This is a genomic window from Natrinema sp. 1APR25-10V2 (assembly GCF_031626495.1).
GTDB lineage: Archaea > Halobacteriota > Halobacteria > Halobacteriales > Natrialbaceae > Natrinema.
The window spans coordinates 128,878-150,583 of sequence record NZ_JAMQOJ010000002.1 but is presented as its reverse complement, the minus strand read 5'-3'; the positions used below and the strand labels follow the sequence as shown (position 1 = coordinate 150,583).

The window sequence follows — 21,706 nt, the reverse complement described above, 5'->3', positions numbered from 1 at the left end:
TCGTGAACCCGTTTACAGGACATCTGGACTTCCAGCACAGAATACTCACACGGAGCAGATACTATCGAGAATACACACTTCCTCCCAGAACTACTCAACACGATGACCTTAACTCAGTTGAGGTTGGGCAGACCCCGAATAAGATCCTCTACTCCGAGAAAAAACTCAATATCCTGCACTATGAGCCACTTACTGACGACCCGCATGACATGCCGCTACTCGTAGTCTATGCACTGATTAACTGTCCCTATATTCCTGACAAGAGCGTTGTACGCCGATTTTTGGATGATGGATTCAATGTCTACCCCATCGATTGGCGCTCGCTGATCGACGCACTGCTGACGCTGGGCGATTACGTGAACCAGTACATCGACAGCTGCGACGATATCGTCCGAGAACGGACTGGAACTGATGCGATTAACGTACTCGGTTATTGTATGGGCAGTGCGATTAGTACGATATATGCCGCACTTCATCCGGAAAGACTCCGACTCCGGCTCCGAGCGCAGTCAAGAATCTCCGACACTGTACCGTTGTAGACACGATCGTGCTATGGTGACTTCTCGCGGTTTAGTTTCGCACGCCGCTCCTCGAACTCCTCATCGGAGAGATCGCCGCGAGCGTATGCCACTCGGAGCTCTTCAAGTGCCCTATCGCCGGTCATCGATGACCCGACACCGCCGACGAGACCACGATAGAGGAGGTAGCCGATGCCCACGAGGATCACGAGCCAGACGAGCATCATCCCGATCCCCCATAGGGGTGAGAGGCCACCGGGCATGCCGCCTCCCCACCACCACCCCATCATCCCCATCATCGGCATTGCGAAGACCATCATCAACAGCGGGAACAGAACGATCACCGCGAGGACGATCAGGACGATGCGAAGCAGGCCGTTGGAGGTACGCTCGGTGGACATGGTGAACCGCTAGGGACTTCGTCAACCGTGTCAATAAAGCTGGTCGGCTGCCAGCACTGCTCCAGTGATGACCCCTGATCTGGGGAACAGTAGATACGTTGCTCCGTGTTTTCACTGAGGCGAATCCACTCAACAGCAGTCGGGATCGTCGGGCACCCACTCGCACGCGTTCCCAGTCGTCAGGCTGTTTTCGTCCACGTAGGTCGCGAGACACGCGTAGTTGCAGAAGTACACCGGCGACCCACAGTCGTCGTTACAGTCGCGCACACAGATCGGATCATGGTCGAAGATACACGACCCACAGTAGGCACAGGCCTCATCCACATCGGGGAGTTCAACAGTCGTAGACATACCTTTGCTACGGAGAAGAGCCAAGGAAAATGTTTCCCCGGCTGAAAATCCATACTCTGACTCCGGGCTGTCAGCGCCGGCAGCGTACCTGTACCGTTATAATCCGATTTCCCCGATCATTGGCTCTCCCACACACTTCGGACAGATATCGGTGTCGCCATACAGTACCGGTGGCAGCAGCACCCGCAGTGCTCGCAGATGAACATCTCGTCGTCGCTGGCGCACCGCGAATTACAAATGTAGCATCGAACCATGGCTACTCGAACGTTGACTCGCAGTCCGCATCAATCACCGCGCTTGGCACCTGAGAGTTGGCCGTTCTTCGCGACGACCTACTAAGTCTACGCCCGTTTTGATCGCAAAATGGGATCGGGCCGCCGACTGTTTCTTACTATATCCGGACAAATAGACGATATCGAGGTGAGTTAGCGGGAGAACGCTTTCGATTCCTAACAACAATTCGATTGAAGGAGTAGAACGTCTTTCTGGCCATGGGAACGACCACACCACCTTCGGAGACGGACACTGCTAATGAGACGCTCGTCCGAGGCGATAGCCTGGAGAAAACCTACGGGTCACGACTCCCGTTCGGGCGTTCGACCCCTGTTCTCACCGGTGCAGATATCGAGGTCCGTGCCGGAGAAATCGTCGGCATCGTCGGCGAAAATGGCTCAGGAAAGTCCACGCTGATGAAGATCCTTGTCGGCGTCCTTAACCAGGATAGGGGCACAGTTGAACGGACTGGGACCGTCGGCTGGTGTCCGCAGGAGCCGTTGCTCTACGAGCGGCTGACTGTCTCAGAAACGTTCCGACTGTTCGGCGCGGGCTACGGGATGAGTCGTGAGGAGATCGACGCGGCGAAACAACGACTCGCGGACGACCTTGACTTTGAGCAGTACCTCGACTACCGGGTCGACCAACTCAGCGGCGGGAACCGACAGAAGGTCAATCTCAGTGTCGCGCTGATGCATGACCCGGACGTCCTCATGCTCGACGAACCTTACACCGGATTCGACTGGGAAACCTACCTGCGATTCTGGGACATGGCTCAGGACCTCGCGGACGACGGTATTGCTGTCGTCATGATCTCCCATCTCATCGAGGAGCAGAGCCGCCTCGACCGCATCTATGAGGTACGAGACGGTCTGGTTTATGACGTAACCGACGAGAAGACCGAGAGCGAACTCCGGAGCGACCAGGAGGGTGGGACCGATGCATAGGTTCGTCGTGGGCGTTCGGGCGAACATCCGTACGTTTCTCAGGACGCCTCTGAACGTTATCCTGGCCCTGGTGCTCCCGCTTGTGGTCATCGAGGGATGGGGGCAGGCGATGGCGGGACTACCGTCGATGCCGACCGTCGAAGCGATTCCGCTTGATCTCGGGCGACTTCTCGGTGCCATCTTCGGCGTTGCCATCATCGCCGGCCTGATGGGACTAGTCCAGATGATCAGTGTACGGGAAGCCGACCGGCGACTCGTCCAGGCTGGGTACTCGCCCCGGACGCTGCTCGCGACTCGACTTGCGACGCTCGCGGGCGTCACGGTGGTCGTTGCCGCCGTAAACTTCGGCGTCCTCTGGCTGACTCTCGACATCAAGGACCCACTGCTCGTGTTCTCGTTCCTCGCGCTAGCGGGCTTCGTTTACGCGTTCGTCGGCGCGCTCGTTGGTGCAGTTCTCCCGCGACTGTTCGAGGGATCACTTGTCGTTGTCTTCCTCGCGATGATGGACGCGTTCCTCAGCGGCGACAGTCCTCTTGCTGCTGACGTGCCCGAGTTCGTGCAGTACTTCCCCCTGTACCACCCGAAGGAACTCCTCCAATCGGCGACCTTCGACGGCACGTTCGCCTCGGGAGATCTCGTCTTCGTCGGCGGGTACGTACTAGCGTTGCTCATCCTCGTGACCGCCGTGTTCAGTACAACGATGCGCACCGCCGGTGGGTGGTCGGCATGAGACGTACCGCCACAGCGTTCAGAATTGGGCTCCGTGAACACGCCCGTAACTACGTGCTGGTGGCTCTACTGGTCGTTCTGCCCGTGGCGTTCATCACGCTCGCCTTCGCAGTCACCCAGGATGTCCAGATGCCGGTGCGAACGCTCGTCGACGGTGAGACGACAACCGTGATGCGCGGGATGCCCGACGTCCACGGCGTGATTATGACTCCTATCACGAGTACGTTCATCGCCGGGTTGGCCGGCCTGTTTCTAATGCGCGAGGCGAGAGACACGGACAGTCGCCTCGCGGTCGTTGGCTATCGAGCACGGCAAGTGATCGCCGCGCGCTTCGGCGTCCTTGCTGTTATCACACTCGTCGTTGTCGGCGTCTCCGTCGGTGTGATGCTCGTTGATTTCAAGCCGGAGCAACTGTGGTGGTTCGTCGCCGCGATGCTCGTCCTTTCAGTTACCTATGGGCTCATTGGGATGCTCGTCGGTGCCGTCCTCAACCGACTGGCCGGCCTGTGGATCATGTTAATCCTCCCGATGATCGATATCGGACTCTTCCAAGACCCGCTGTTCGTTCAGTCCGAGCCCGAGTGGTGGATGAAACTCTTTCCGGGCTACCATCCTGTCCGCGTCATGGTCGATACTGGTCTCACAACGGACCTGGACACTGCGACGTCGCTCGGTTGGGGATTTGGTTATCTTCTTGTGATTTCCATCCTCGCCGTATGGGTGTACTATCGAGGGACTCGGACAACGTAACCACGCGATCGAACGAGCAGTATACCTCTAGACAGAACCTAACGACCGTCGTGTCTCGAGGGTACGCTGACTCGTCTTCTCTCTCGTCATCCAACCGTTCCCGATGACGGCGGAACGCCTCTTCGTCGATCTCACCTCGTGCGTACCGGCGTTCGAGAGTATCCATTGCAGAATCATCACTCTCGGAAGGTGCGTAGCCTCGAACCAATGACAAATAAAGAAGTCCAATAGCTAGCTTCAGCATCCCGAGTGACCCGCCACCCCATCCACCGTTCCGGCCGCTCATCATCTCCGGACTAGACCCTATCTCAAGCACCATCGTTCCGTCACCGGAATCCCTTTTGTCTTCGATGCTAGATCTGTGCGGAATCACGCCCTGTTCGACGATCGTCTCGCCGCCGGGTACGTCCCCATCCAGAATTGAACTCTCCTTGGCCGGGCCACCGGGACTGCCGACGATGATACGACCGACCATTCCCACCGACTTGTGCGGGGGCAGTAGGAGTCGTACGTCCCCGGTTTCTCGAACGTGTGCTCTCACCTGCCCGACCAGATGACTCCACTATTAAATATGCTGGCGTTGGATGGAATCTGGCTCTCGTAGGCGGTCACCGAGCGTTCCGGCAGCTATCTTGAAGCGAACGGTCGTGCCGGGTTCGACGTAGAGCTCAGTCGCATCCTGACGACGGAGCTCCCCGATGCCCTGACTGACTGGTGAGTCCCACCGTTGCGACTGTGCTAGCCCCGAGTGCTCCCAATTACTGGCGTCTACTGTAGTTTATTTGGGTCCCGTTATTCTCGTACGATGTTGGCGAGCCGTTGCGCGAGACCGGTCGATTGCTGGTTTGCACGTTCGATAGCCGCTTCCAGTTCGTCTCGATCGACAATACCGATGAACTCCTCCGTCTGTTCTCCGTTCGCATACACGAGTGTCGTGGGCGTCTTCCGGACGCCATATTCCTCGGCCGTCTCCAGATCGGTCTGGATGTCGACTTCCCGAAACTCGACGTCTGAATATGCGTCCTCGAGACCCTCGTTTTTCTCTCGCTGCGTTGCGCACGCCCCGCACGTTTCCTGGGTGAAGAGAAGTACTTCGGTCATAGTGGCTAGTATGGTCGTGTGCCTTTTGCACATTTCTGTTAGTGTTCGAAAGCTGAGTCGGTCTCAACGTTCGGATTCGAAGATCGCTGACGGGAGGGTGCCCCGGAGCGGTTGTCCGAGTTGCACACTCCGGGCTTGGGGAAACACTCGAGGTCGGGATCGATTCACTCAGAGCGTTCGAGTTTATCCCGACGGCTTTCGAACTCTTCGTCGGAGAGATCGCCACGGGGGTACGCAGTACGAAGCTCCTCTATCGCGGGATTCCGAGACGGCTCTGATTCCGTCACGCGGCGGAAGATGAGGTAGCCACCACCGAGCAAAACGAGGAGGAAGGCCAACTGGACGAGCGTTCCGACGAGTGGCCACCAGCCGCTAGTCGTTCCATACCCACCCATCATGCCTCCGTACCCCATCATCCCGCCGAATCCCATCCCCTTTGTGAACATCGGCAAGACGATGATTACCCCGAGGAGGAGGAGGAGGACGATGGTCGTGGTGTCAAGTTGCTCTGATGACGACATCTATCTTAGGCCTCCGATGGGGATTCGAGTTCGTCAGCGACGCTGACAAGGACGCGTTCGAACCGGTCGTGGACCTCGTTCGCGATTGAGTCGAGCGCCTTGTTGTCGGCGATACCGACCAACTGTTGCGTATCGACTGCACTCACCATAACGTCGCCATCATCGGTTTCGTAGACGATGACGTTACACGGGAGGAGCGCGCCGAGTTCGATCTCTTCGTGTGCCAGCGCCGGGTTGCACGCCACGAGGATGCGGTGCTGGCGGAACTCTTCGCCGAGTTTCTCCTCGAGCGTCGCCCGGACATCGATGTCGCAAAGGACGCCGAATCCTTCGTCTTTGAGCGCGTCGATCGACGTCTCGGTCACCTGATCGAAGTTCCCAAAACCAGACCTATATTGTGTATAGAATGCAATTGAGGGCCCCGTTTGAGGATGTAATACGGGGGCCAAGCGGTTAGCACGGATGGGATCATCCGCGCTGGACCGATACCGGATGGGTCATCCGGAACGGTCTAGTTGTTCACGCTGGCGTTCGAATTCGTCATCGGTGAGTTCGCCACGGGCGTAGCGTTCTCGGAGGACCGACAGCGAGCGTTCGTCAGTGTTATCTCCACCACGCCTCGCGAGCGCGAAGACGAGGTAGAGCGGAGCCGCGATGAGCAATCCCATCCAGAGGAGTCCCCAGAGACCCATGCCACCCCCGAAGATCCCCCAGCCGCCCATCATGCTGCCGCTGTAGCTTCCGCCTCCGTGGGCAGTAGCCGATCCAGTCGTTGCGATGAGCAGTGGGACGGCGAATATCGCGAATCGACGAGCAGTGCGTCCGAGAGTAGTGGTGAATTCTGTCATAATCGTGAATTATGAGTTGCGTTGTTCTATTGAAGTAGTTGAAACGGTCAGGACCGTCAGCAGTGACCCTGACCGCCCATTCCGCCGTTGTAGTCGTGGTCAGCCATGTTCTGGGCCATCTCGTCGACGGTCACACCCGTGTGCGACTCCATCCACTCAACGCCATCAGGGCCCATGTGCTCGGTCATGTGCGTCTCCATCCAGTCTACCCAATCGGCGGCGGTCCCGTCATACGGAGGCGCGTTGTCAGCGGTCGTTGCGTTGCCGTGTGCGCTAACCACAGGGGTGGCGAACGCCAGTCCAACGATCGCGAGCGCCACGAGCAGCCAGTGGCCGAGTTTGAAGTTGGTCATTGTCTTTCTCCTCAGTTACTCCTAGGACGGCCCGGGAGTTATCGCGATGGGTGTAAACTCGTCCAGGAGAACGTCCAAGGGCGTTTATAGAGCGATCTAATCGTTTTTCAGGGAAGGGACCGTTCATGTGGCTTGAATTCGGCGGGTTGGCAGTTTGCCCGTTCTCTTCCAGGAGAAGACCACACGAACGTCAGTACACAAATCAGCAACCTGGCTCGGACGTGGCTGCCAAGCGGAGTGTGTCTCCTCAGATCTCCATCACCGTCGGTGCCCAGTAGCTGACTGGCACAGCCAGCGAGCGTTCCGAAGATAGTCGCCCCCATCAACTGGTGGAGTCTGCGGATAGTCGCCCCCATCAACTGGTGGAGTCTGCGATGGGAGAGCGGACGCTATCCTCGAGGCGACACAGTTTTCGGTCCTAGTTCGAGTCCGTCACATTGCTCTCATCGTCGACGACTCTTTGATGGTGTTGATGGCGATACCGATCTCGTGGCGCTGTCGGGCCTGAGAAGATCGAATTTCTCACACAGATCGCCCCCACCAGTAATGTTGTCAAGCCCTGGAAGGAGCACTGAGCTGCGGACGGTGGGGAACTCCTCATCGGCGCGGGTTCGTCCCCGAAGTAGTTCACTCGTGACTCTGCTGGAGGTCGTCACTCGGATAGATCCGATACGTCCGCCCCTGGCGCTCACGGTACAGGAGTCCGCGCTTCTCGAGGTCACTGGCAGTTTGACTCACCTTACTCTTCGAGAAGTCCGAGCGGTCCCGCAACTCGATCTGTGTGATACCGGGCGAGGAGAGGACAGGTTCGAGAATCCGGCGTTCGTTGTCCGGCAAGAGGTCTAATACGCGAGCCTCTGGCTGAGTTTCCGGATTGATTGGTCCAGTCGATTCGACGGAAATCGCCGGTGGTTCACTGCTCTCTCGCTCGTTCGGTTCCTTTGTCTCGTGCCGTGAGCGGTCGATAGTGTCTATGCTAGTGAGTTCGTCACGGACTATGAGATATCCACCACTGATGACGGCAGAGACTAGTAGGGTCCCGAGGAAATACCAGAGCGGGTTTGTTCCGTGTACTGAACCCATCGACATACCCATCATTGAGCCCATTTGCTCGAAGGCCTGCTGTTGTCGGTACGCTTGCCAGCCGAGCGCACCGCCGACAACGAGGATAGCAGCGACGAGGAAACTGACGACTATATCGGCGCGACGCTGATTCACCTCTCCCACCTCGTTTTCACCTGATGTCCATTCATACGCGATGATTGGCAAGCCGTCGTTGTAGCAGTTTTGATTGCTTGCAACAAGACTCGAGGGTCTCGGCTTCCATGCCAGGTATCGAGACGCGGCGTTCAATGATGCTTCTGCCTCTGGGAAGTGCTTGTTGCTGATACTTGGGGGTGCCGGTGGGAGAACTCTACTGGGAGGTTCTCGAACGACCGCTTCCACTGTTTCGAACAGAAATGGAACGGCTCTCCATCGTGGGAGACGCTCGGACCACTGTCGTTGGTCCGCATCCCGCAGACGGGGCCGCAGTACTGGCTGGGTGTACAAGTCCACGTCGGTAGACGTAGAGGAGGAATCCAGAACGCGCAAACGCGATCATATTTAGTAGAACGCGTGATTGAGTTCGAAAAATATCTGTTCGCTCGGAGTTTGTCCACCGGCGAAGGTCTGGCGTGAGCCTCCAACGAGAGCTGCCGATATGAGACTGACATCGCTCAGTCAGTCGGCAATCCGTGTTGGCCAGCGCGATTTGAACCTCCCATACCAGAGGTCACATCGTCCAAAAGGCTGGAAGTCGTCTGTACGTTGATGACTGGGGTGACGATTGAAACCACCGATAGCGGAGACGACGAAGTCCGATAATGACTGTACGTACGGAAATCAACCTCAAAGCGCTGGAATCGCTCGAGATATTGTCCGTGAGTACACCAACAGGGATACGCGACGGTTATCTACGTCGTAGACACCGACGTCTTCATTCGGTGTAGGCTAGATATAGTTCCGCAGAATAGATCGGATTGCGTGACGGTCCGATCAGAGTCTTTCGGCGATTCGGTGTAGCGGAAGGAAGTTAGGCCGCGCAGTTGTTCGGCCCCAGCTCGAGTTCCGTCGCTTCGGACTCGTCCTCTGGTGACTCCGATCCGGTGTTGATCTCGATTACGCGCTCGTAGTTCGGCGGTTTCTCCGGCGCGTTCTCGACCAATCGTTCCACGAACTCGTCTTCGTCTAGGCCGAGTAGGTCGAGCTCGTCGCGGAGCTCGCCTAATCGAGCGCCGATCAGGTCGCCGGGCGAGCCGACCTCATATCGGTTGTCCTCCGTGACCGAGACGTGTCCCGGGAGGATCCGCGTCTCATCCGGCAATTCGAGGATGGTGTCGTGGATCGATTCGTACAGCAGTTCGGCGCCGCTCTCTGCGTCTTCGTCACCGAACTGAAGCTCCGTCCGACCGACGGACTCGACGAACAGCGTATCGCCTGTCAGCAGCGCCTCGCCGTCGACGAGGTAGTTAACCATCTCGGTCGTGTGCCCTGGCGTGTGGAGCGCTTCGATCTCGATCCCGCCGAGTTCGATCCTCTCACCGTCGGCGAGCGGTTCGTAGTCGTACTCAACGTCCCGGTCGCTCGCGTGTTCCCCGAGGTGGTACGGTACGTCGAGTTCGTCCGCGAGCTTCGGTCCGCCCGAGATGTGGTCGGCGTGGACGTGGGTATCGAGGACGCGCTCGATCGTGAGTCCGGCCTCCTCGGCGACGATCTTGAACTGGTCCGTCTGCCGGGTCGCATCGACGACGACCGCCGATTCGGCGGATTTCGAGCCGACGACGTAGCCGAGACAGCCCTTCGCCCGCCGCTGCAACTGGACGACGACGAGGTCGTCGCTTTCGGTCTCGACGGGGACGACCTCGTAGACTTTACTCCAGTCCTCCATGCCGCCTTTTACGACGGCCACGTCGTCGTAGTCGTGCTGCTCGAGTTCGAAGCTGAACGGCGTCGACGTGAGCCCTTTCCCACAGATCGCAACGACCGAATCGCCATCTCTGGCCTCCTCGACACGCTCGAGTTTCGCGTCTGTGATCTCGTCGTCGGGGCCGAACGGGACGTTCTCGGCACCGTGAATCCGCCACCCCTCGTAACTGTCCTCGGGCCGCGTATCGACGAGCGTGAACGCCTCGTTCGAATCGATCATCTCCGCGAGTCGCTCGGGAGAAATCTGGTTTACCATTGAATTTACCCTACAATACTATCTGACGCGAGGCCACGGATAGTTCTCGTCCCTGCATGAGCGTCCACGGCCATCGATACGACTACGATCGATCCGAGGGAAGGGTCTCGGTCGGAGTTGGCCGCGATTCGCAGTACTCTCCCGCCGTCGTCGGGAGTCCGAACGTGTTCCGTCTCCTCGTATTCGGTCGGCGAATGGTCCTCGAGGTAGTCGACGATACCGTCGGCCGGAACGACCGTCTCGAAGGAAATCAGGGGTTCGTCTTCCCCTTGAGCCCGTTCTCAATCTCCGGTGGTCGCCGTCTCACGGCTCGTCGACCGTCGGTGTGCACGCCAGAGACCCTGAACATAGGCACCGATGAACATCCCGCCGACGGCCCAAAGGATCCGGTAGTTGCCGATTCCCAGGCTCGCATAGCCGGCCCCCGGACAGACGCCCGAGAGTCCCCAGCCCGCACCGAAGACGACGCCACCGATGACGACGTTCCTATCGAACCCTTTCTCACGGCCGGTATAGCGCGTTCCCGTCAGCGGCGCCGTTTCGAGGACTCGCGTTCCCAACCGAATGGCGAGGCCCGTTACGAGGGCCGCACCGCCCATTACGAAGAGCAGTCCGAAGTCCTCGAGTTGGAGGAAGTCCAGTACGATTTCGGGGCGGGCCATCCGACTATACGCCAGCCCAAACCCGTGCAAGAGTCCGCCGGCGACGACGAGGGCCATGAATAGCGGCCCGCGGCCGTCGTCACTCATCAGGGAGTCACCCCCAGCGCGGCGACGATGAGTGCTATCGCGACGGCGACGCCGATGAACAGCGCTACGTTCACGATCGACGTTCGGGACAGCGACGCGATGCCGGAGACACCGTGTCCAGACGTACACCCCTTCCCGATTCGGGTGCCGATCCCGACGAGGATTCCTCCGCCGAGCAACCGCCACCACTGCACCTCGGTGACGAAGGCGCCGGCGGTGAACCCGAACTCGTAGACGGCCGCGCCGGCGACGATACTGACTGCGAAGACGACCCGCCAGTCGCGAGACGCGACGTACTTCTCGCGCTGGAACCGCGGGAGGTCGGAGACGTACGACAGCGTCGTCTCCAAAAACGTGCTGTTTCCGGCGAGAATTCCCGTTCCCAGGTAGATGACGGTAATGCCGAGGCCGACGAACAGACCGCCGATGAGATAGTGATCGATTCCCCGGGGAAACGGGTTGGCCGCTATCGAGAGCGCGGACATTATCGCGGGTGATACCGCGATCACGGCCCACTCCCTCCCGAAAGCGTAACTCGACTGACGATGCGCGTGTTCGAGGGAATTCCGAGCGAACGGATATCGACGAGTTGCGAGCGATGGTTCCTGTTGAACTCGGCGGAACTGGATACTGGCACTGGGGAATCTAACATGGTTGCGCGAAATAAGAATGGTACCTGAATTCCAATACAACACAATATCATCGCCGGCTAACGGCCGCTTCCGTTCGAGAATGGGCTCGAGTGGCGTCCGGAGAAGATGGACTCGAGCACATCGGCATCTCGAATACGGTGTCATGCCAAGTCGACGGCTGGACAGCATTCTCGGTCATCGACCTCTATACCCGGCTTACGGCCATCACGGTTGCCAATGCGGCTCATAACTGCGCCCCATCGGCTTCTCCAGTCTCACTGATCTATCTGGGATGCTTCTGGGCTCTATCGCGTCAGTCTGTGTAAACTGTGGCGTTGACACCCTGACTTTCTGAGGGCCGTGGTTGGGATAGGTGTCCTCTCGCCTGACGGTGTACTCGTTTGAATCGAGAACTTCGCATCATTACTACACCTTCTGGACCGGACAGGCCATCCAAACGATGTACAATCCGACGGAGGGGAGCGATGATGGAACACAGCTCCTTCGGATCGACTCTGCGAATCGTTCCGCCACGCTCGTTCCATCATAGCTCTGAGATCGTTTGAGAAACACCTGCAGCGGAAGTCACCGTCTGCAGACTGAACCCGACGTTCTTCCTATCAAAAGGCTCGATTGTTCTTGAGGACCGTCTATTGGGGATAACGAGGTCTCGATTATACGTCCACACTAATCTGATATTATAAATAGTATCTAATTGTGTTTCTGTGGAGGACTACAGTTGACTACTCTCAGCGGCCGTTCGTTCTCGTTCTGAACTACCGGCGGCGTACGCGTTGTAAGCAGCGAGGCTCGCAACGGAGACGCCGACGATGACATCGCTCCACAGTAATGCACCACCGACCCCGAAGACGAACGGGGCGATGATGAGCCAGAGGCCGAGCAACACGTTGAGTGTGGCTCCGCCAGTACTCACTGACTGCTGGTTCGTCGCCCTGTAATAGTTGTAAGCGCCAATAACGACGATCGAGCTACCGATGATCACATCGTTCCAGAGGTCCCCTGTCGGCGCCTCAAGTATAAACGGTGCTACGATCAACCAGAGGCCAAGCAGGCTGTTAATTCCTGCGAGCCATTTCGTTGTCGTACTCATTGTCTGTTGTATGCGGTCGTCTCGTGATCGCGTTGTCAGTCGGTGCTCTACGTACAGTGATCGCTCTACCGACGAATCTCAACGGTGTTGTATCGCGCGACAACTCGGCACGGGAAATCGCCATCGCATCTCATCGCTACGATGAGAACCCACTTTGTTATCCAGAACCATGTGACGAGCGGGAAAACGGTGAGGTTAGACCTTCTTATAATCAAACCTGTGGCTCAATAGTGAGTGAACGATGGACAATCAGTGAGTCGCAGTAATCCCAGATATCCTCTCTGAGGTGGATCGGTGAGGCCGAGGTCGCAGACTACTTCTGAGAAATCCGCGTGTCCATTTAGCTCCTCTGCAACAACCGTTTAGCCCATCATGGTTTACTGGCGGTTCCGGCTCTCGGCCACGTTCGTGTACGGAAAACTAGCAACTGCGATATAAGAAACACTCGAAGGACACTGCGTGGTGAAGTCGATCGACGTGACGTGAGCCAGCAATGGCCTCATCATGATGCCTGTTGAAAGAGACGTATGTTTCAACGAATCGCATCTAGTCTCTCGTCTACGCAGTCGCCCCCTCCACTGTTAGTATACGATGACACGTGTAATTTCTGCACGTTGGCGGCTGCGTTGGCCGTCCGACACAGTAACGTTGAATCTGTCGGCTTTTCGGAGTTGACTCCCACACAACGGGCTCGTCTTCCACCATGCTACGAAGCCTGTGCACACCTGCTTACCGACGACGAAGTGTATTTCTGCGGACGAGCTATGGAGGAAACGCTCGTCCAGATGTATCCAGTTCTCGATCCGCTGTTTACAGTCGCTCGCCGCCTTCCGTACTACCCACGGCTTCGTGAAACGATATACCACTATATCTCTAAGTACCGCGGACTAACCGGCTGAATTCTCTGGCTTGGACTATAATATCGCACTTCTCGTGTTGCTATGAGGAGTTTTCTATGACATCTAACACCGAGATGGGTGTAATCGGACTTGGAACGATTGGCGGAAACCTGTCAAAACAGGCTGTTAAAAACGGAATCCGTATAGTTGGGAAGAAACACTCGCGCGACAAACCGGAGCTACGAGAGAAGGGAGTCGAACTCGTGGAAGAGTACGACGCATTCGTTAACGAACTTGCTCAACCGCGAGTGATCTACGTGTCGGTTCCGGCTGGTGACATAGTCGATGCAGTTCCCGATGAACTCGGGCCACGACTGGACGACGGTGATGTAGTCATGGACGGGGGGAATTCCTTTTTCAGGGACTCGATAAGGCGCGCAGCAGAACTAGATGGGCAAGGCATTCACTTCCTCGACTGTGGTACGAGCGGTGGGTCGGAAGGTGCGCGACACGGAGCTTGTTTCATGGTTGGCGGCGACAAGGAAGGCGTTGAGATCGCCGAGCCGATTTTAGAGGAACTCTCCGTTGACGGCGGATACGTCCATACCGGTGCGTCCGGAAGCGGTCACTTCGTGAAATTAGTCCACAACGGCATTGAGTTCGGGATGCTTCAGGCGATCGGCGAGGGCGTCGAACTGCTGGAAGACAGTGACTTCGAGATTGAGTTGGACGAGGTCTTCCACAACTGGTCGAATGGGTCCGTCATTCGTGGCTGGCTGGTCGAATTGATGGAGCAACAACTCCGTGAACAGGAGTTCAAGGACATTCCGAACTACGTAGAAGATACTGGGGAGGTCAATTGGCTCGTTCAAGAGGCGATCAAGAGCGAAACGCCGATTCCCGTGATCTCCCAATCGGTAATGGAACTCTTCAAATCTCGAGAAGGACAGGACAATGCGTATCGGGCCATCGCGCTCATGCGACATGGTTTTGGCGATCATCCATTCGGGAGTGACGAAAGCATCGCCGAGGAACGGCGGACGAGCCGAGTCGAAAATCGATCGAGAATGCAACTCGAAGAGGAAGTTGACGACGGAAACACCCGCTAGAGGAAAATCAATGGCAAAAGAATTCGAATGTCCCGAGGACAGTCGTACATCCTCCAGTTGGGAAAATGACGAAGCAGCAGCATCGAGACGGCCCAAGATCAGCGATTTCGGCTCACTCGAACATCCAGAAGATCGTACCGTCTAATTGGCGTTGATCACTGGTGCCCAGGACCACGGGTTATTTGTTAAAATGGTTGATGAGCTGTATATCGGCGCCGATGATGGTGTCGAACAACAGCAGTTCTAGGTGCCGGTCTCCTTTTAATTTGCTCTCTCTCTAATGGCTGGTGCGCGCTGTGCTTTTACAGAAGACCTCTGCGTACTGAATACATGGACGTGCTCATCACCGGCGGGGATGGATTCGTTGGGCAGCACCTTTGCTCAGAACTTATCGATCGTGGTCATGACGTTACTTCCCTCTCACGAACACCGGATCCATCGGTCTTACCGGACGAGGTAACGTTGACTCAAGGAGACGTCACTGACTACGACTCCATTGAGGGTGCGTTTGAAGGAAAAGACGTCGTGGTAAATCTCGCGGCACTCCCCCCACTGCACCAACCACCACGAGAGACCAGCCACGACAGCGTTTGCATCGGCGGCTCTATCAATGCCGTTGAAGCCGCTGAAGAACACGGTGTCACTAAGTTCATCGAAATGAGTTCGCTGGGGGCAGATCCGAACGGAGAGATTGCATATTGGCGAACACAAGGGCTTGGTGAAGAGGTCGTTCGGTGTTCAGACCTCGATTGGATTATTTTTCGACCGTCATTCATTTTCGGTGAGGGAAGTGAGACGTTCACTTTCATCAAGCAATATACAACACCATATATAACAGTCCTCCCCGACGGTGGCAAAACGCCGAAATTTCAGCCGATATGGGTCGGCGATTGTGTAAAAATGTTTGCAGACGGAGTCGAAAGTGACGATCACGTTGGCGAGGTATACGAACTCGCGGGGCCAGAAGTGCTGACATTCGCCGAAGTGACTCGGTTACTGTATAAGGCCGACGGAAAATCAGTGGAAATCGTTCCCGTGCCGATGCTGATAGCAACGATCACACTGTACGCGCTGGATCCGATTCCACAGATCCCGCTAGGTATCAATCAGGCGCGTGCGCTACAGTTGACAAACGTAGCCGACCGCAACGATATCGGCAGATTCGGATTCGACAAATCTGATTTAACAGAGCTTTCAACGTACCTTGCTGGAGAACAGAATGGGTCCGAGCAACAACAGATGGCAGCTAGCACCCCTTAATTTCGGGACCCGATCAATAACGTCTGGAGATATTATAAGAAAACAATACTATTAGAAGGAACACCGCATATGGACAAGAGTAACTCTACAGCAGCAATCTAAGCAGCTATAGAGTTTCGATTGAGTAACTATACAGGAACAGTGAGAATATAGTGAGAGCGGGTGAATTGCGGGAGAAACGATACAACACTGACCCCGCTCGAGAAGACGCTTAGGCGGCATCATTAATTGAGATCTGGGTGAAGGAACCTGCCAGGGAATTTGACCGGAACAGCACTCCGTTGACTTCACCGAAATTGGAACGTATCTGCGTATCCACGAGAACCGTACAAGCCGATGAAGTCCAAGTATCGCCTCGCCTGATACGAGGGGCGTGGGTGAATACAAAGATTCAGGGTTGTTGGCGGCTATCACAGAGGCGCTCAACGGGCTAACGACCAACGAAAGTGCCCAACAGCCAGCAACGGTGATGAGACACGCTCTGAGTCGACCGATGACAGCGGGCAAATTCATATCCGATATTGGAATGATTCGGTGACTCTATGATTTCTACACGTGCTCGTGGGAATACGCCGTTGCGTATGTCTCAACACATTACGTGATGCCATCGAACATTCGGTCGTAGTCTTCTGGGACGATCGGTCCATCGAGTAGGGGATCGTCCGTCTCGTGCATCCACGTACTGAGCTTCGACAGCAATTTCGTGCGAACCTGCGCGTATGCCTCATCGTCAGCCACGTTTTCCCGTTCGTAGGGGTCTAATTTGAGATCATAGAGTTCTTCGTATGCTCGCGACGGTCGACCGTAACGGCCGCGGACCTCACGGCCGGCGAGACTCGCATAGACATCGTTCGGAAGGAACGTCCGTGGGAGATGCCAGAACCGTCTAATGTACTTGAACCGATCCGTCCTGACCGCACGCATTGGATTATACATGTCATGCCATGTGATTTCGGCAAAGAGTTCGTCGCGAGGATAGTACATCATATCGGCATCAAAGATCGGCATGAGGCTATGGCCATCGACTTGATCCGGTACTTCGTCAGTTACGAGATCAAGGATAGTCGGCAGAATATCGACGTTACTCACCAAGTGTTCTGGAACCGTTCCTGCGTCGATCAGAGAGGGGCACCACAGTAGTAAGCACCCTTGGATACCAGGATCGTAGCACGTCCCCTTTGCCCGCGGAAAAGCAATGCCGTGTTCCGTGGTAAAGATCACAAGCGTCTCGTTATCAAGGCCAGCTGATTCGATGGCATCGAAGATTGTCCCTACGGCGTCATCGATAGCGTACACCATCCCCCGCATCGCTGCCAGATCTTCGCGAACACCTGGCTTGTCGGGGAGAAACGAGGGAACTTCGATACTATCTGGATCATCCCCGTCGTAGCGGTCACCAAACCCGTAGAGTACGTCACCTTCTTCTTCGTCTTCTCCCATCTCGAGGCGGTGTGCCTCGAAAAACCCGACTGACGCGAAGAACGGCGACTGTAGGTCCGCGTTCAGGTATGACTCGACCGTCTCTGCGACATCCCTTGCACGGTTAATCGAGTGGACTTCGGGGGAGACATCTGGGGAGAGTGATCCCGCTGTATGCGTTTCATCGTAGCCGAGATCATCTGGTGTTTCGGAGATGTGCTGAAGTCCAAACAGGTGGGTCTCATAGCCGCGCTCGGAGAGCCGATACGGTAGCGTTCGCTCGACATCGAGTTCCCATTCTGTGTGTGCTAATCCGAGAAGTCCGTGACGGTGCGGATAAAGTCCAGTGAAGAGGCTACCACGGCTTGGAGAACACTGCGGCGCGGCCGTGAAGTGATTCGGGAATCGTGCACCCTCCTCAGCCAACCGATCAATGTTCGGTGTTGCAATATCAACATCGTAACAGCCGAGGTACTGCCCGAGGTCATGCGAATGGACGAGGATGATGTTCGGTGGAGACGTCATTATTCAATTCACAATTGGAACACCGATATACACGGGTGACTCTGGTAAGAAATTGAATGGGATTGCTGCATTCTACTGAGAACCTATGCAAATTGGATCGTTTTCAACGAGTTTCGGCTGCGGTCCCAATTTCGACTGGATCAGCGCCATCTGTTGGGATAATTCCCTCACCACTAACCTAGTTCGTCGTCCTCGCATGCACTTTCGAGGCCGTCCTCGCTCCGAGCTAAGAAACCAATCCTTGCTCCGCCTTCTGCGAACGCGTAAGCGGTGGCTCGTCCGGCGCCGGCCGATGCCACCCATGACGATGACTTCCGAATCACTGTCTCTTGCCATCGTTAGCTTCTGAAAGGATTCAATCGATTGACCGTCTCGAGGGTGGCGTACTCCTCCCAGCCGCCGTAGCGGTCCTCGAACGTGCCCCGAGGGACACTGAGGACCACGATGAGCGCCCCGGCGACGACCGCGTTGATCGCGGCCAGCGTCGGAACGCCGTCGAACAACCATGGGGCGGCGGCGATCCACGCGGCCAGCGGGATGTTCAGGAATCGGAGCGCACGCGCGGGTTCAGCGGTCGCGATCACGGTGAAGGAGACGACCAGCGAGCCGACTAGGTGGCTGCTGTCGGCCATGAAGCCGGTCGTCCCGAAGACGGTCGGCGAGAGCATGAGCCACGCGCCCAGCGCCATCGCGCCCAGCAGCGCCCACGGGGTCGAGACGCCCCAGAACGGCTCGCGTGCGGGCGCATCGTCGATCTCTCGCATCGCGCCGTCGCCGACGCCGGCCTCGTCTTCGGGGAACGTGCCGCCCATCCAGAAGGCGGTCCAGAGGCTGTCACCCTGTCGCATCAGCCGGACGAGGTACTGCCCCATCGCGACGACCTCGTCGACGGTCAGCGAGATCATCCAGAGCATACCGAACGCCGACAGGAGACAGAGGGTACACCACGTCCCCACCATGATCGGCTGCATGATGACCAGCAGTACCTGCATGAAGCCCAGGGGGATCACGACGACGCCGAAGAAGGCGACCATCCACGGCATCGTCCGCCAGCGCCGCCGGTCGCCCATGAACCCCATCAGCGCCTCGACGGAGTAGGCGACCGCCCCGAGGCCAGCGTCGGAGACCGGGAAGGCCTTCGACACCTTCGAAGTGAGGATCTGCTCCGTGCCCGCGCCGTAGATCGGGTCCCAGACGCTCTCGATGTAGCCCAGCTGGAAGGCAGCCATGTACCACGAGGCGAAGAACCCGAAGATTCCGAGCGCGATCAGCGGCGCGCGCTGTGCGCCCGTCGAGGGGTTGTACGACCAGCCCGGAGGAACGGTCGGGCCGTCCATCTCCGAACGCATCACGATCAGGACCGAGAACGTGATCACCATCGTCCCCACGAGGGCGTTGTTGGCGTAAGCCGCCGCCGTCGGTGCCCAGAACGCGATCGGCGCGAACACTAGCCAGAGGCCCACGAAGCCGTTGGCGTAGTTGGCGTACCCGCTCTCGCGGTAGATCGTGAGCCCGGCCAGCGCGATCAGGAGGAGCCCGCTGACGACGCTGTTCCAGACCATCAGCGCGCTCCCGTAGTCCAGCGCCGGCGTACTCCCGATGAGCCAGATACCGAGCGAGATGACGGCATACTGGACCCAGGTCTCCTTTACTGGGTGTTTGAGCATCATCTCGCCCGGCCGCATCGAGTCGCCGTCGTCGCCGTTTCCGTCGCCACCGTCGTTTCCGCCGCTCCCGTTTGAGCCGTCCGCTCCGCTTCCGTCGCCGCCGTCGGGTCGCGAACGGCGCTCTCGCGCGTCGGTCGTCACCGCGGTCAGTTCGTCGGTCGAGTCGTGGTCTGTGTCGCTCATTGTCTGTCTCTCACTCGTTGTTGTTCGGCTGACGGACGATCTCCGTGCTCGAGTCGATTCCGTCGGCTCCGTCGGTTCCGAGCGGCGCCGGCGACGCGTCGCTCGAGCCGTCCGCGTCGGACAGATAGAGTGCGCTGTTGAGTAGGCCGACATGGCTATACGCCTGCGGGAAATTACCACGCTGTTCACCGGTCTCAGGATCGACTACCTCGGCCAGTAAGCCGAGTGGATTAGTGCGTTTGAGGACGGATTCGAAGCGGTCAATCGCTTCATCGATTCGCCCCGAGAGTGCAAGCGCAGTGACGAGCCAGAACGAGCAGACGGTAAACGGACTCGCCTTTCCGGGGAGTCCATCATCACCGTGGTACCGATAGACGAGTCCGTCGTCGGTGGTCAAGCGATCGATCGTCGCATCAATTGTACCCTGCACGCGGTCGTCATTTGGTGGGAGAAGGCCGACGACTGGAACGAGAAGATTTGCTGCGTCAAGCGCATCGTCGTCGCCGAACGACCGTACAAAGCTGTTTGCGCTCTCGCTCCAGCCGCGTTCAAGAATCGCTTCACGAACATCCTCGCGGCATGTCTGCCAGCGCTCGGATGGGGACGATACAGCATCCGCCGCGTTAGCGAGCTTTATTCCGCGATCCAGTGCCGCCCAGCACATGACTTTCGAGTAGACGTACTGCCGAGGGTCGTCTCGAGTCTCCCAGATACTGGCATCAGGTTCGTCCCATCCGTCGCAGACGTAGTCGATGAGGTCGCACATCACCGTCCAGTCGTCAGCCGTCACTGGCTCACCGTAGCGGATGCTCTCGTATATCGCGAGAACGAGTTCGCCGTAGACATCGAGTTGGTGTTGTTCTCGGGCTGAATTGCCGATACGAACAGGGGCTGATCCACAATATCCCTCGAGGTGATCGAGGACCTGCTCCTCAAGGTCACCACCACCATGGAGACCGTAAACCGGCGGAAGCGCAGCGGGGTCGTGATGCCGGCAGTGGTCGAGACACAACTCGAAGTATGAGCGGGCCTCTTCGAGATGACCGAGTTCAGACAGCGCTCGAACGGTAAAGGCCGCATCGCGGATCCAGTTGTACCGGTAGTCCCAATTGCGGACGCCACCGAGGTCCTCGGGCAATGAGGTCGTCGGAGCTGCACACACCGCACCCGTTTCCTGGTGGGTGAGGAGTTTAAGGACAAGTGAGGATCGGACTGCGAGGTCATGCCACCGATCGTCGACGGGACATTCCGTCTCGTCACAGTCATGTGTCCACTTCCGCCAGTAGTCGGTGACAGCTGCGAGCGTCTCCTGGTGCTGCGACGGCTTGAGGGGGATCGCCTCGTCATAGCCGAGCACCAACCAGCGCGTTTCGCCTCCCTCGAGCGTCGCCGTCGCGTTCACTCCGTGGCCATCGGCTGTTGGCGTAAGCGGTAGATCACTCGCGAGGATAGCCTGTTCGTCGCTACCGGCCGCGACGACGCCGTCAGTCGTCGGTTCGATCTCGGGTATGTCTCGCGCATAGTCAAAGCGCGGCTCAAATTCGACATCGAACTCAAGCGGGCCATCCTCGCAATCCACCTTTCGATATACCGCAGGCGGTTGGTCGCCTGATTCGGCAACCTCGGCAACGGGCATGAAATCCGTCACTGTCGCCGCGCCGCTTCCGGTCTGGAACGTCGTCTCGAGGACGTTCGTCCGGTCACGATACCGCTGCGCTGATTCATACGTCCCCGTCGGCTGAACAGTGAAACGGCCGCCACGATCAACATCTAATAGCGCGGCGAAAACACTCGGCGATTCGACGTGGGGCAGCGGACACCAGTCGATCGAACCGTCACGACCGACGAGCGCAACCGTATTTCCATCACCGATTGCACCGTACTCCTTGAGAGATTTGTACTGCATATCGAGTTAGTCTCGTGATCGCTTGCGTCAGCGGTTGTCGGACGATCCGTTAGTCATCGCCGTATCGAGTTCTCTATTCAGCCGTCATACGAAAGGTCGAGGACGACCAGCAGCAGCTTACGACGCACGCAATGCGACTCCTAAAGCTTAGCACGAGAGCCCTCCGGACGATGTCGTACCATAGTTCTAAACATCCAAGGCCGAGGATACGTAGTTCCAGCAGCCAACTGCCGGTATGCTAAGTTCGAATAGAGCCACGACCAGCTAGTAGCCGATCGTACCGTTACAGCC

General features: G+C 57.4%; 22 protein-coding genes and 1 pseudogene. 7 read left to right on the top strand and 16 right to left on the bottom strand.

All coding sequences use genetic code 11. From position 1 onward, the window contains the following. The first annotated feature begins 2 nt into the window (after positions 1–2). Positions 3–539 carry an alpha/beta fold hydrolase gene (locus NDO75_RS06505; RefSeq protein WP_310905334.1) on the top strand — a complete coding sequence of 179 codons (537 nt, stop codon included), beginning with the start codon at positions 3–5 and terminating at the stop codon, positions 537–539. Positions 540–550: 11 nt separating this feature from the next. Here NDO75_RS06505 and NDO75_RS06500 read toward each other — a convergent pair whose 3' ends face one another. Next, positions 551–919 (bottom strand): SHOCT domain-containing protein, encoded by a 369-nt coding sequence (locus NDO75_RS06500; RefSeq protein ID WP_310905333.1) that lies wholly within the window; start codon positions 917–919, stop codon positions 551–553. A 129-nt stretch (positions 920–1,048) separates the two neighbouring features. Then, positions 1,049–1,270 (bottom strand): hypothetical protein, encoded by a 222-nt coding sequence (locus NDO75_RS06495; protein ID WP_310905332.1) that lies wholly within the window; start codon positions 1,268–1,270, stop codon positions 1,049–1,051. A gap of 491 nt (positions 1,271–1,761) precedes the next feature. Between NDO75_RS06495 and NDO75_RS06490 the strand changes: the two genes are divergently transcribed. The 3 genes from NDO75_RS06490 to NDO75_RS06480 are packed head-to-tail and all read left to right on the top strand — an operon-like array spanning position 1,762 to position 3,969. Then, on the top strand, positions 1,762–2,490 hold the full coding sequence (locus NDO75_RS06490) for an ABC transporter ATP-binding protein (protein WP_310905331.1): 729 nt from the start codon (positions 1,762–1,764) through the stop codon (positions 2,488–2,490). Further along, a complete protein-coding gene (locus tag NDO75_RS06485) occupies positions 2,483–3,220 on the top strand; it encodes an ABC transporter permease (protein ID WP_310905330.1) in 738 nt (245 codons plus the stop codon). Before NDO75_RS06490 ends, NDO75_RS06485 begins: the two co-directional genes overlap by 8 nt. After that, positions 3,217–3,969 (top strand): ABC transporter permease, encoded by a 753-nt coding sequence (locus NDO75_RS06480; protein ID WP_310905328.1) that lies wholly within the window; start codon positions 3,217–3,219, stop codon positions 3,967–3,969. Before NDO75_RS06485 ends, NDO75_RS06480 begins: the two co-directional genes overlap by 4 nt. Before the next feature lie 792 nt (positions 3,970–4,761). Here the strand turns inward: NDO75_RS06480 and NDO75_RS06475 are convergent. The 11 genes and pseudogenes from NDO75_RS06475 to NDO75_RS06425 all read right to left on the bottom strand — a co-directional run bounded on the left by NDO75_RS06475 (position 4,762) and on the right by NDO75_RS06425 (position 12,507). Then, positions 4,762–5,070, bottom strand: a complete 309-nt coding sequence (locus tag NDO75_RS06475; RefSeq protein ID WP_310905327.1) for a thioredoxin family protein — start codon at positions 5,068–5,070, stop codon at positions 4,762–4,764. A 164-nt stretch (positions 5,071–5,234) separates the two neighbouring features. Next, a complete protein-coding gene (locus tag NDO75_RS06470) occupies positions 5,235–5,591 on the bottom strand; it encodes an SHOCT domain-containing protein (protein ID WP_310905326.1) in 357 nt (118 codons plus the stop codon). A gap of 5 nt (positions 5,592–5,596) precedes the next feature. Beyond that, positions 5,597–5,956, bottom strand: a complete 360-nt coding sequence (locus tag NDO75_RS06465) for a DUF302 domain-containing protein (protein WP_310905325.1) — start codon at positions 5,954–5,956, stop codon at positions 5,597–5,599. Positions 5,957–6,088: 132 nt separating this feature from the next. Next, a complete protein-coding gene (locus tag NDO75_RS06460; RefSeq protein WP_310905324.1) occupies positions 6,089–6,439 on the bottom strand; it encodes an SHOCT domain-containing protein in 351 nt (116 codons plus the stop codon). A 56-nt stretch (positions 6,440–6,495) separates the two neighbouring features. Beyond that, complete coding sequence (locus NDO75_RS06455) at positions 6,496–6,792, bottom strand: hypothetical protein (RefSeq protein ID WP_310905322.1); 297 nt, start codon at positions 6,790–6,792, stop codon at positions 6,496–6,498. A 627-nt stretch (positions 6,793–7,419) separates the two neighbouring features. Next, positions 7,420–8,010 (bottom strand): MarR family transcriptional regulator, encoded by a 591-nt coding sequence (locus NDO75_RS06450; protein ID WP_345784894.1) that lies wholly within the window; start codon positions 8,008–8,010, stop codon positions 7,420–7,422. Positions 8,011–8,141: 131 nt separating this feature from the next. Further along, positions 8,142–8,457: pseudogene (locus NDO75_RS06445) on the bottom strand (metal ion permease); the annotation flags it as partial. Positions 8,458–8,866: 409 nt separating this feature from the next. After that, positions 8,867–10,015, bottom strand: coding sequence for a rhodanese-like domain-containing protein (locus NDO75_RS06440; RefSeq protein ID WP_310905320.1), 1,149 nt, complete (start codon positions 10,013–10,015; stop codon positions 8,867–8,869). 281 nt (positions 10,016–10,296) lie between these two features. Further along, positions 10,297–10,764, bottom strand: coding sequence for a DUF6691 family protein (locus NDO75_RS06435; protein WP_310905318.1), 468 nt, complete (start codon positions 10,762–10,764; stop codon positions 10,297–10,299). Next, complete coding sequence (locus NDO75_RS06430; protein WP_310905881.1) at positions 10,764–11,249, bottom strand: YeeE/YedE thiosulfate transporter family protein; 486 nt, start codon at positions 11,247–11,249, stop codon at positions 10,764–10,766. The genes NDO75_RS06435 and NDO75_RS06430 overlap by 1 nt, the downstream gene beginning before the upstream one ends. Positions 11,250–12,129: 880 nt before the next feature. Continuing rightward, positions 12,130–12,507 carry an SPW repeat protein gene (locus NDO75_RS06425; protein ID WP_310905317.1) on the bottom strand — a complete coding sequence of 126 codons (378 nt, stop codon included), beginning with the start codon at positions 12,505–12,507 and terminating at the stop codon, positions 12,130–12,132. Positions 12,508–13,034: 527 nt separating this feature from the next. Between NDO75_RS06425 and NDO75_RS06420 the strand changes: the two genes are divergently transcribed. The 3 genes from NDO75_RS06420 to NDO75_RS06410 all read left to right on the top strand — a co-directional run bounded on the left by NDO75_RS06420 (position 13,035) and on the right by NDO75_RS06410 (position 15,715). Beyond that, positions 13,035–13,406, top strand: coding sequence for a DCC1-like thiol-disulfide oxidoreductase family protein (locus NDO75_RS06420; protein ID WP_310905316.1), 372 nt, complete (start codon positions 13,035–13,037; stop codon positions 13,404–13,406). Positions 13,407–13,462: 56 nt separating this feature from the next. Then, complete coding sequence (gnd, locus tag NDO75_RS06415; protein WP_310905315.1) at positions 13,463–14,455, top strand: phosphogluconate dehydrogenase (NAD(+)-dependent, decarboxylating); 993 nt, start codon at positions 13,463–13,465, stop codon at positions 14,453–14,455. A gap of 330 nt (positions 14,456–14,785) precedes the next feature. Beyond that, positions 14,786–15,715, top strand: coding sequence for a complex I NDUFA9 subunit family protein (locus NDO75_RS06410; RefSeq protein ID WP_310905313.1), 930 nt, complete (start codon positions 14,786–14,788; stop codon positions 15,713–15,715). Positions 15,716–16,309: 594 nt separating this feature from the next. Here the strand turns inward: NDO75_RS06410 and NDO75_RS06405 are convergent. From NDO75_RS06405 to NDO75_RS06395, 3 genes are all read right to left on the bottom strand, one after another. Beyond that, complete coding sequence (locus tag NDO75_RS06405; protein ID WP_310905880.1) at positions 16,310–17,662, bottom strand: sulfatase; 1,353 nt, start codon at positions 17,660–17,662, stop codon at positions 16,310–16,312. 335 nt (positions 17,663–17,997) lie between these two features. Continuing rightward, positions 17,998–19,509 (bottom strand): vitamin K epoxide reductase family protein, encoded by a 1,512-nt coding sequence (locus tag NDO75_RS06400; RefSeq protein WP_310905312.1) that lies wholly within the window; start codon positions 19,507–19,509, stop codon positions 17,998–18,000. 10 nt (positions 19,510–19,519) lie between these two features. Then, positions 19,520–21,415, bottom strand: a complete 1,896-nt coding sequence (locus NDO75_RS06395) for a glycoside hydrolase family 15 protein (RefSeq protein ID WP_310905311.1) — start codon at positions 21,413–21,415, stop codon at positions 19,520–19,522. Between the last annotated feature and the right edge of the window lie 291 nt (positions 21,416–21,706).

Excerpts from the sequence above, each read along its gene's own strand:
- NDO75_RS06500 (WP_310905333.1), bottom strand. The coding sequence starts at position 919 with ATGTCCACCGAGCGTACCTCCAACGGCCTGCTTCGCATCGTCCTGATC.
- NDO75_RS06495 (WP_310905332.1), bottom strand. The coding sequence starts at position 1,270 with ATGTCTACGACTGTTGAACTCCCCGATGTGGATGAGGCCTGTGCCTAC.
- NDO75_RS06490 (WP_310905331.1), top strand. The coding sequence starts at position 1,762 with ATGGGAACGACCACACCACCTTCGGAGACGGACACTGCTAATGAGACG.
- NDO75_RS06485 (WP_310905330.1), top strand. The coding sequence starts at position 2,483 with ATGCATAGGTTCGTCGTGGGCGTTCGGGCGAACATCCGTACGTTTCTC.
- NDO75_RS06480 (WP_310905328.1), top strand. The coding sequence starts at position 3,217 with ATGAGACGTACCGCCACAGCGTTCAGAATTGGGCTCCGTGAACACGCC.
- NDO75_RS06475 (WP_310905327.1), bottom strand. The coding sequence starts at position 5,070 with ATGACCGAAGTACTTCTCTTCACCCAGGAAACGTGCGGGGCGTGCGCA.
- NDO75_RS06470 (WP_310905326.1), bottom strand. The coding sequence starts at position 5,591 with ATGTCGTCATCAGAGCAACTTGACACCACGACCATCGTCCTCCTCCTC.
- NDO75_RS06460 (WP_310905324.1), bottom strand. The coding sequence starts at position 6,439 with ATGACAGAATTCACCACTACTCTCGGACGCACTGCTCGTCGATTCGCG.
- NDO75_RS06455 (WP_310905322.1), bottom strand. The coding sequence starts at position 6,792 with ATGACCAACTTCAAACTCGGCCACTGGCTGCTCGTGGCGCTCGCGATC.
- NDO75_RS06440 (WP_310905320.1), bottom strand. The coding sequence starts at position 10,015 with ATGGTAAACCAGATTTCTCCCGAGCGACTCGCGGAGATGATCGATTCG.
- NDO75_RS06435 (WP_310905318.1), bottom strand. The coding sequence starts at position 10,764 with ATGAGTGACGACGGCCGCGGGCCGCTATTCATGGCCCTCGTCGTCGCC.
- NDO75_RS06430 (WP_310905881.1), bottom strand. The coding sequence starts at position 11,249 with ATGTCCGCGCTCTCGATAGCGGCCAACCCGTTTCCCCGGGGAATCGAT.
- NDO75_RS06425 (WP_310905317.1), bottom strand. The coding sequence starts at position 12,507 with ATGAGTACGACAACGAAATGGCTCGCAGGAATTAACAGCCTGCTTGGC.
- NDO75_RS06420 (WP_310905316.1), top strand. The coding sequence starts at position 13,035 with ATGTTTCAACGAATCGCATCTAGTCTCTCGTCTACGCAGTCGCCCCCT.
- gnd (WP_310905315.1), top strand. The coding sequence starts at position 13,463 with ATGACATCTAACACCGAGATGGGTGTAATCGGACTTGGAACGATTGGC.
- NDO75_RS06410 (WP_310905313.1), top strand. The coding sequence starts at position 14,786 with ATGGACGTGCTCATCACCGGCGGGGATGGATTCGTTGGGCAGCACCTT.
- NDO75_RS06400 (WP_310905312.1), bottom strand. The coding sequence starts at position 19,509 with ATGAGCGACACAGACCACGACTCGACCGACGAACTGACCGCGGTGACG.
- NDO75_RS06395 (WP_310905311.1), bottom strand. The coding sequence starts at position 21,415 with ATGCAGTACAAATCTCTCAAGGAGTACGGTGCAATCGGTGATGGAAAT.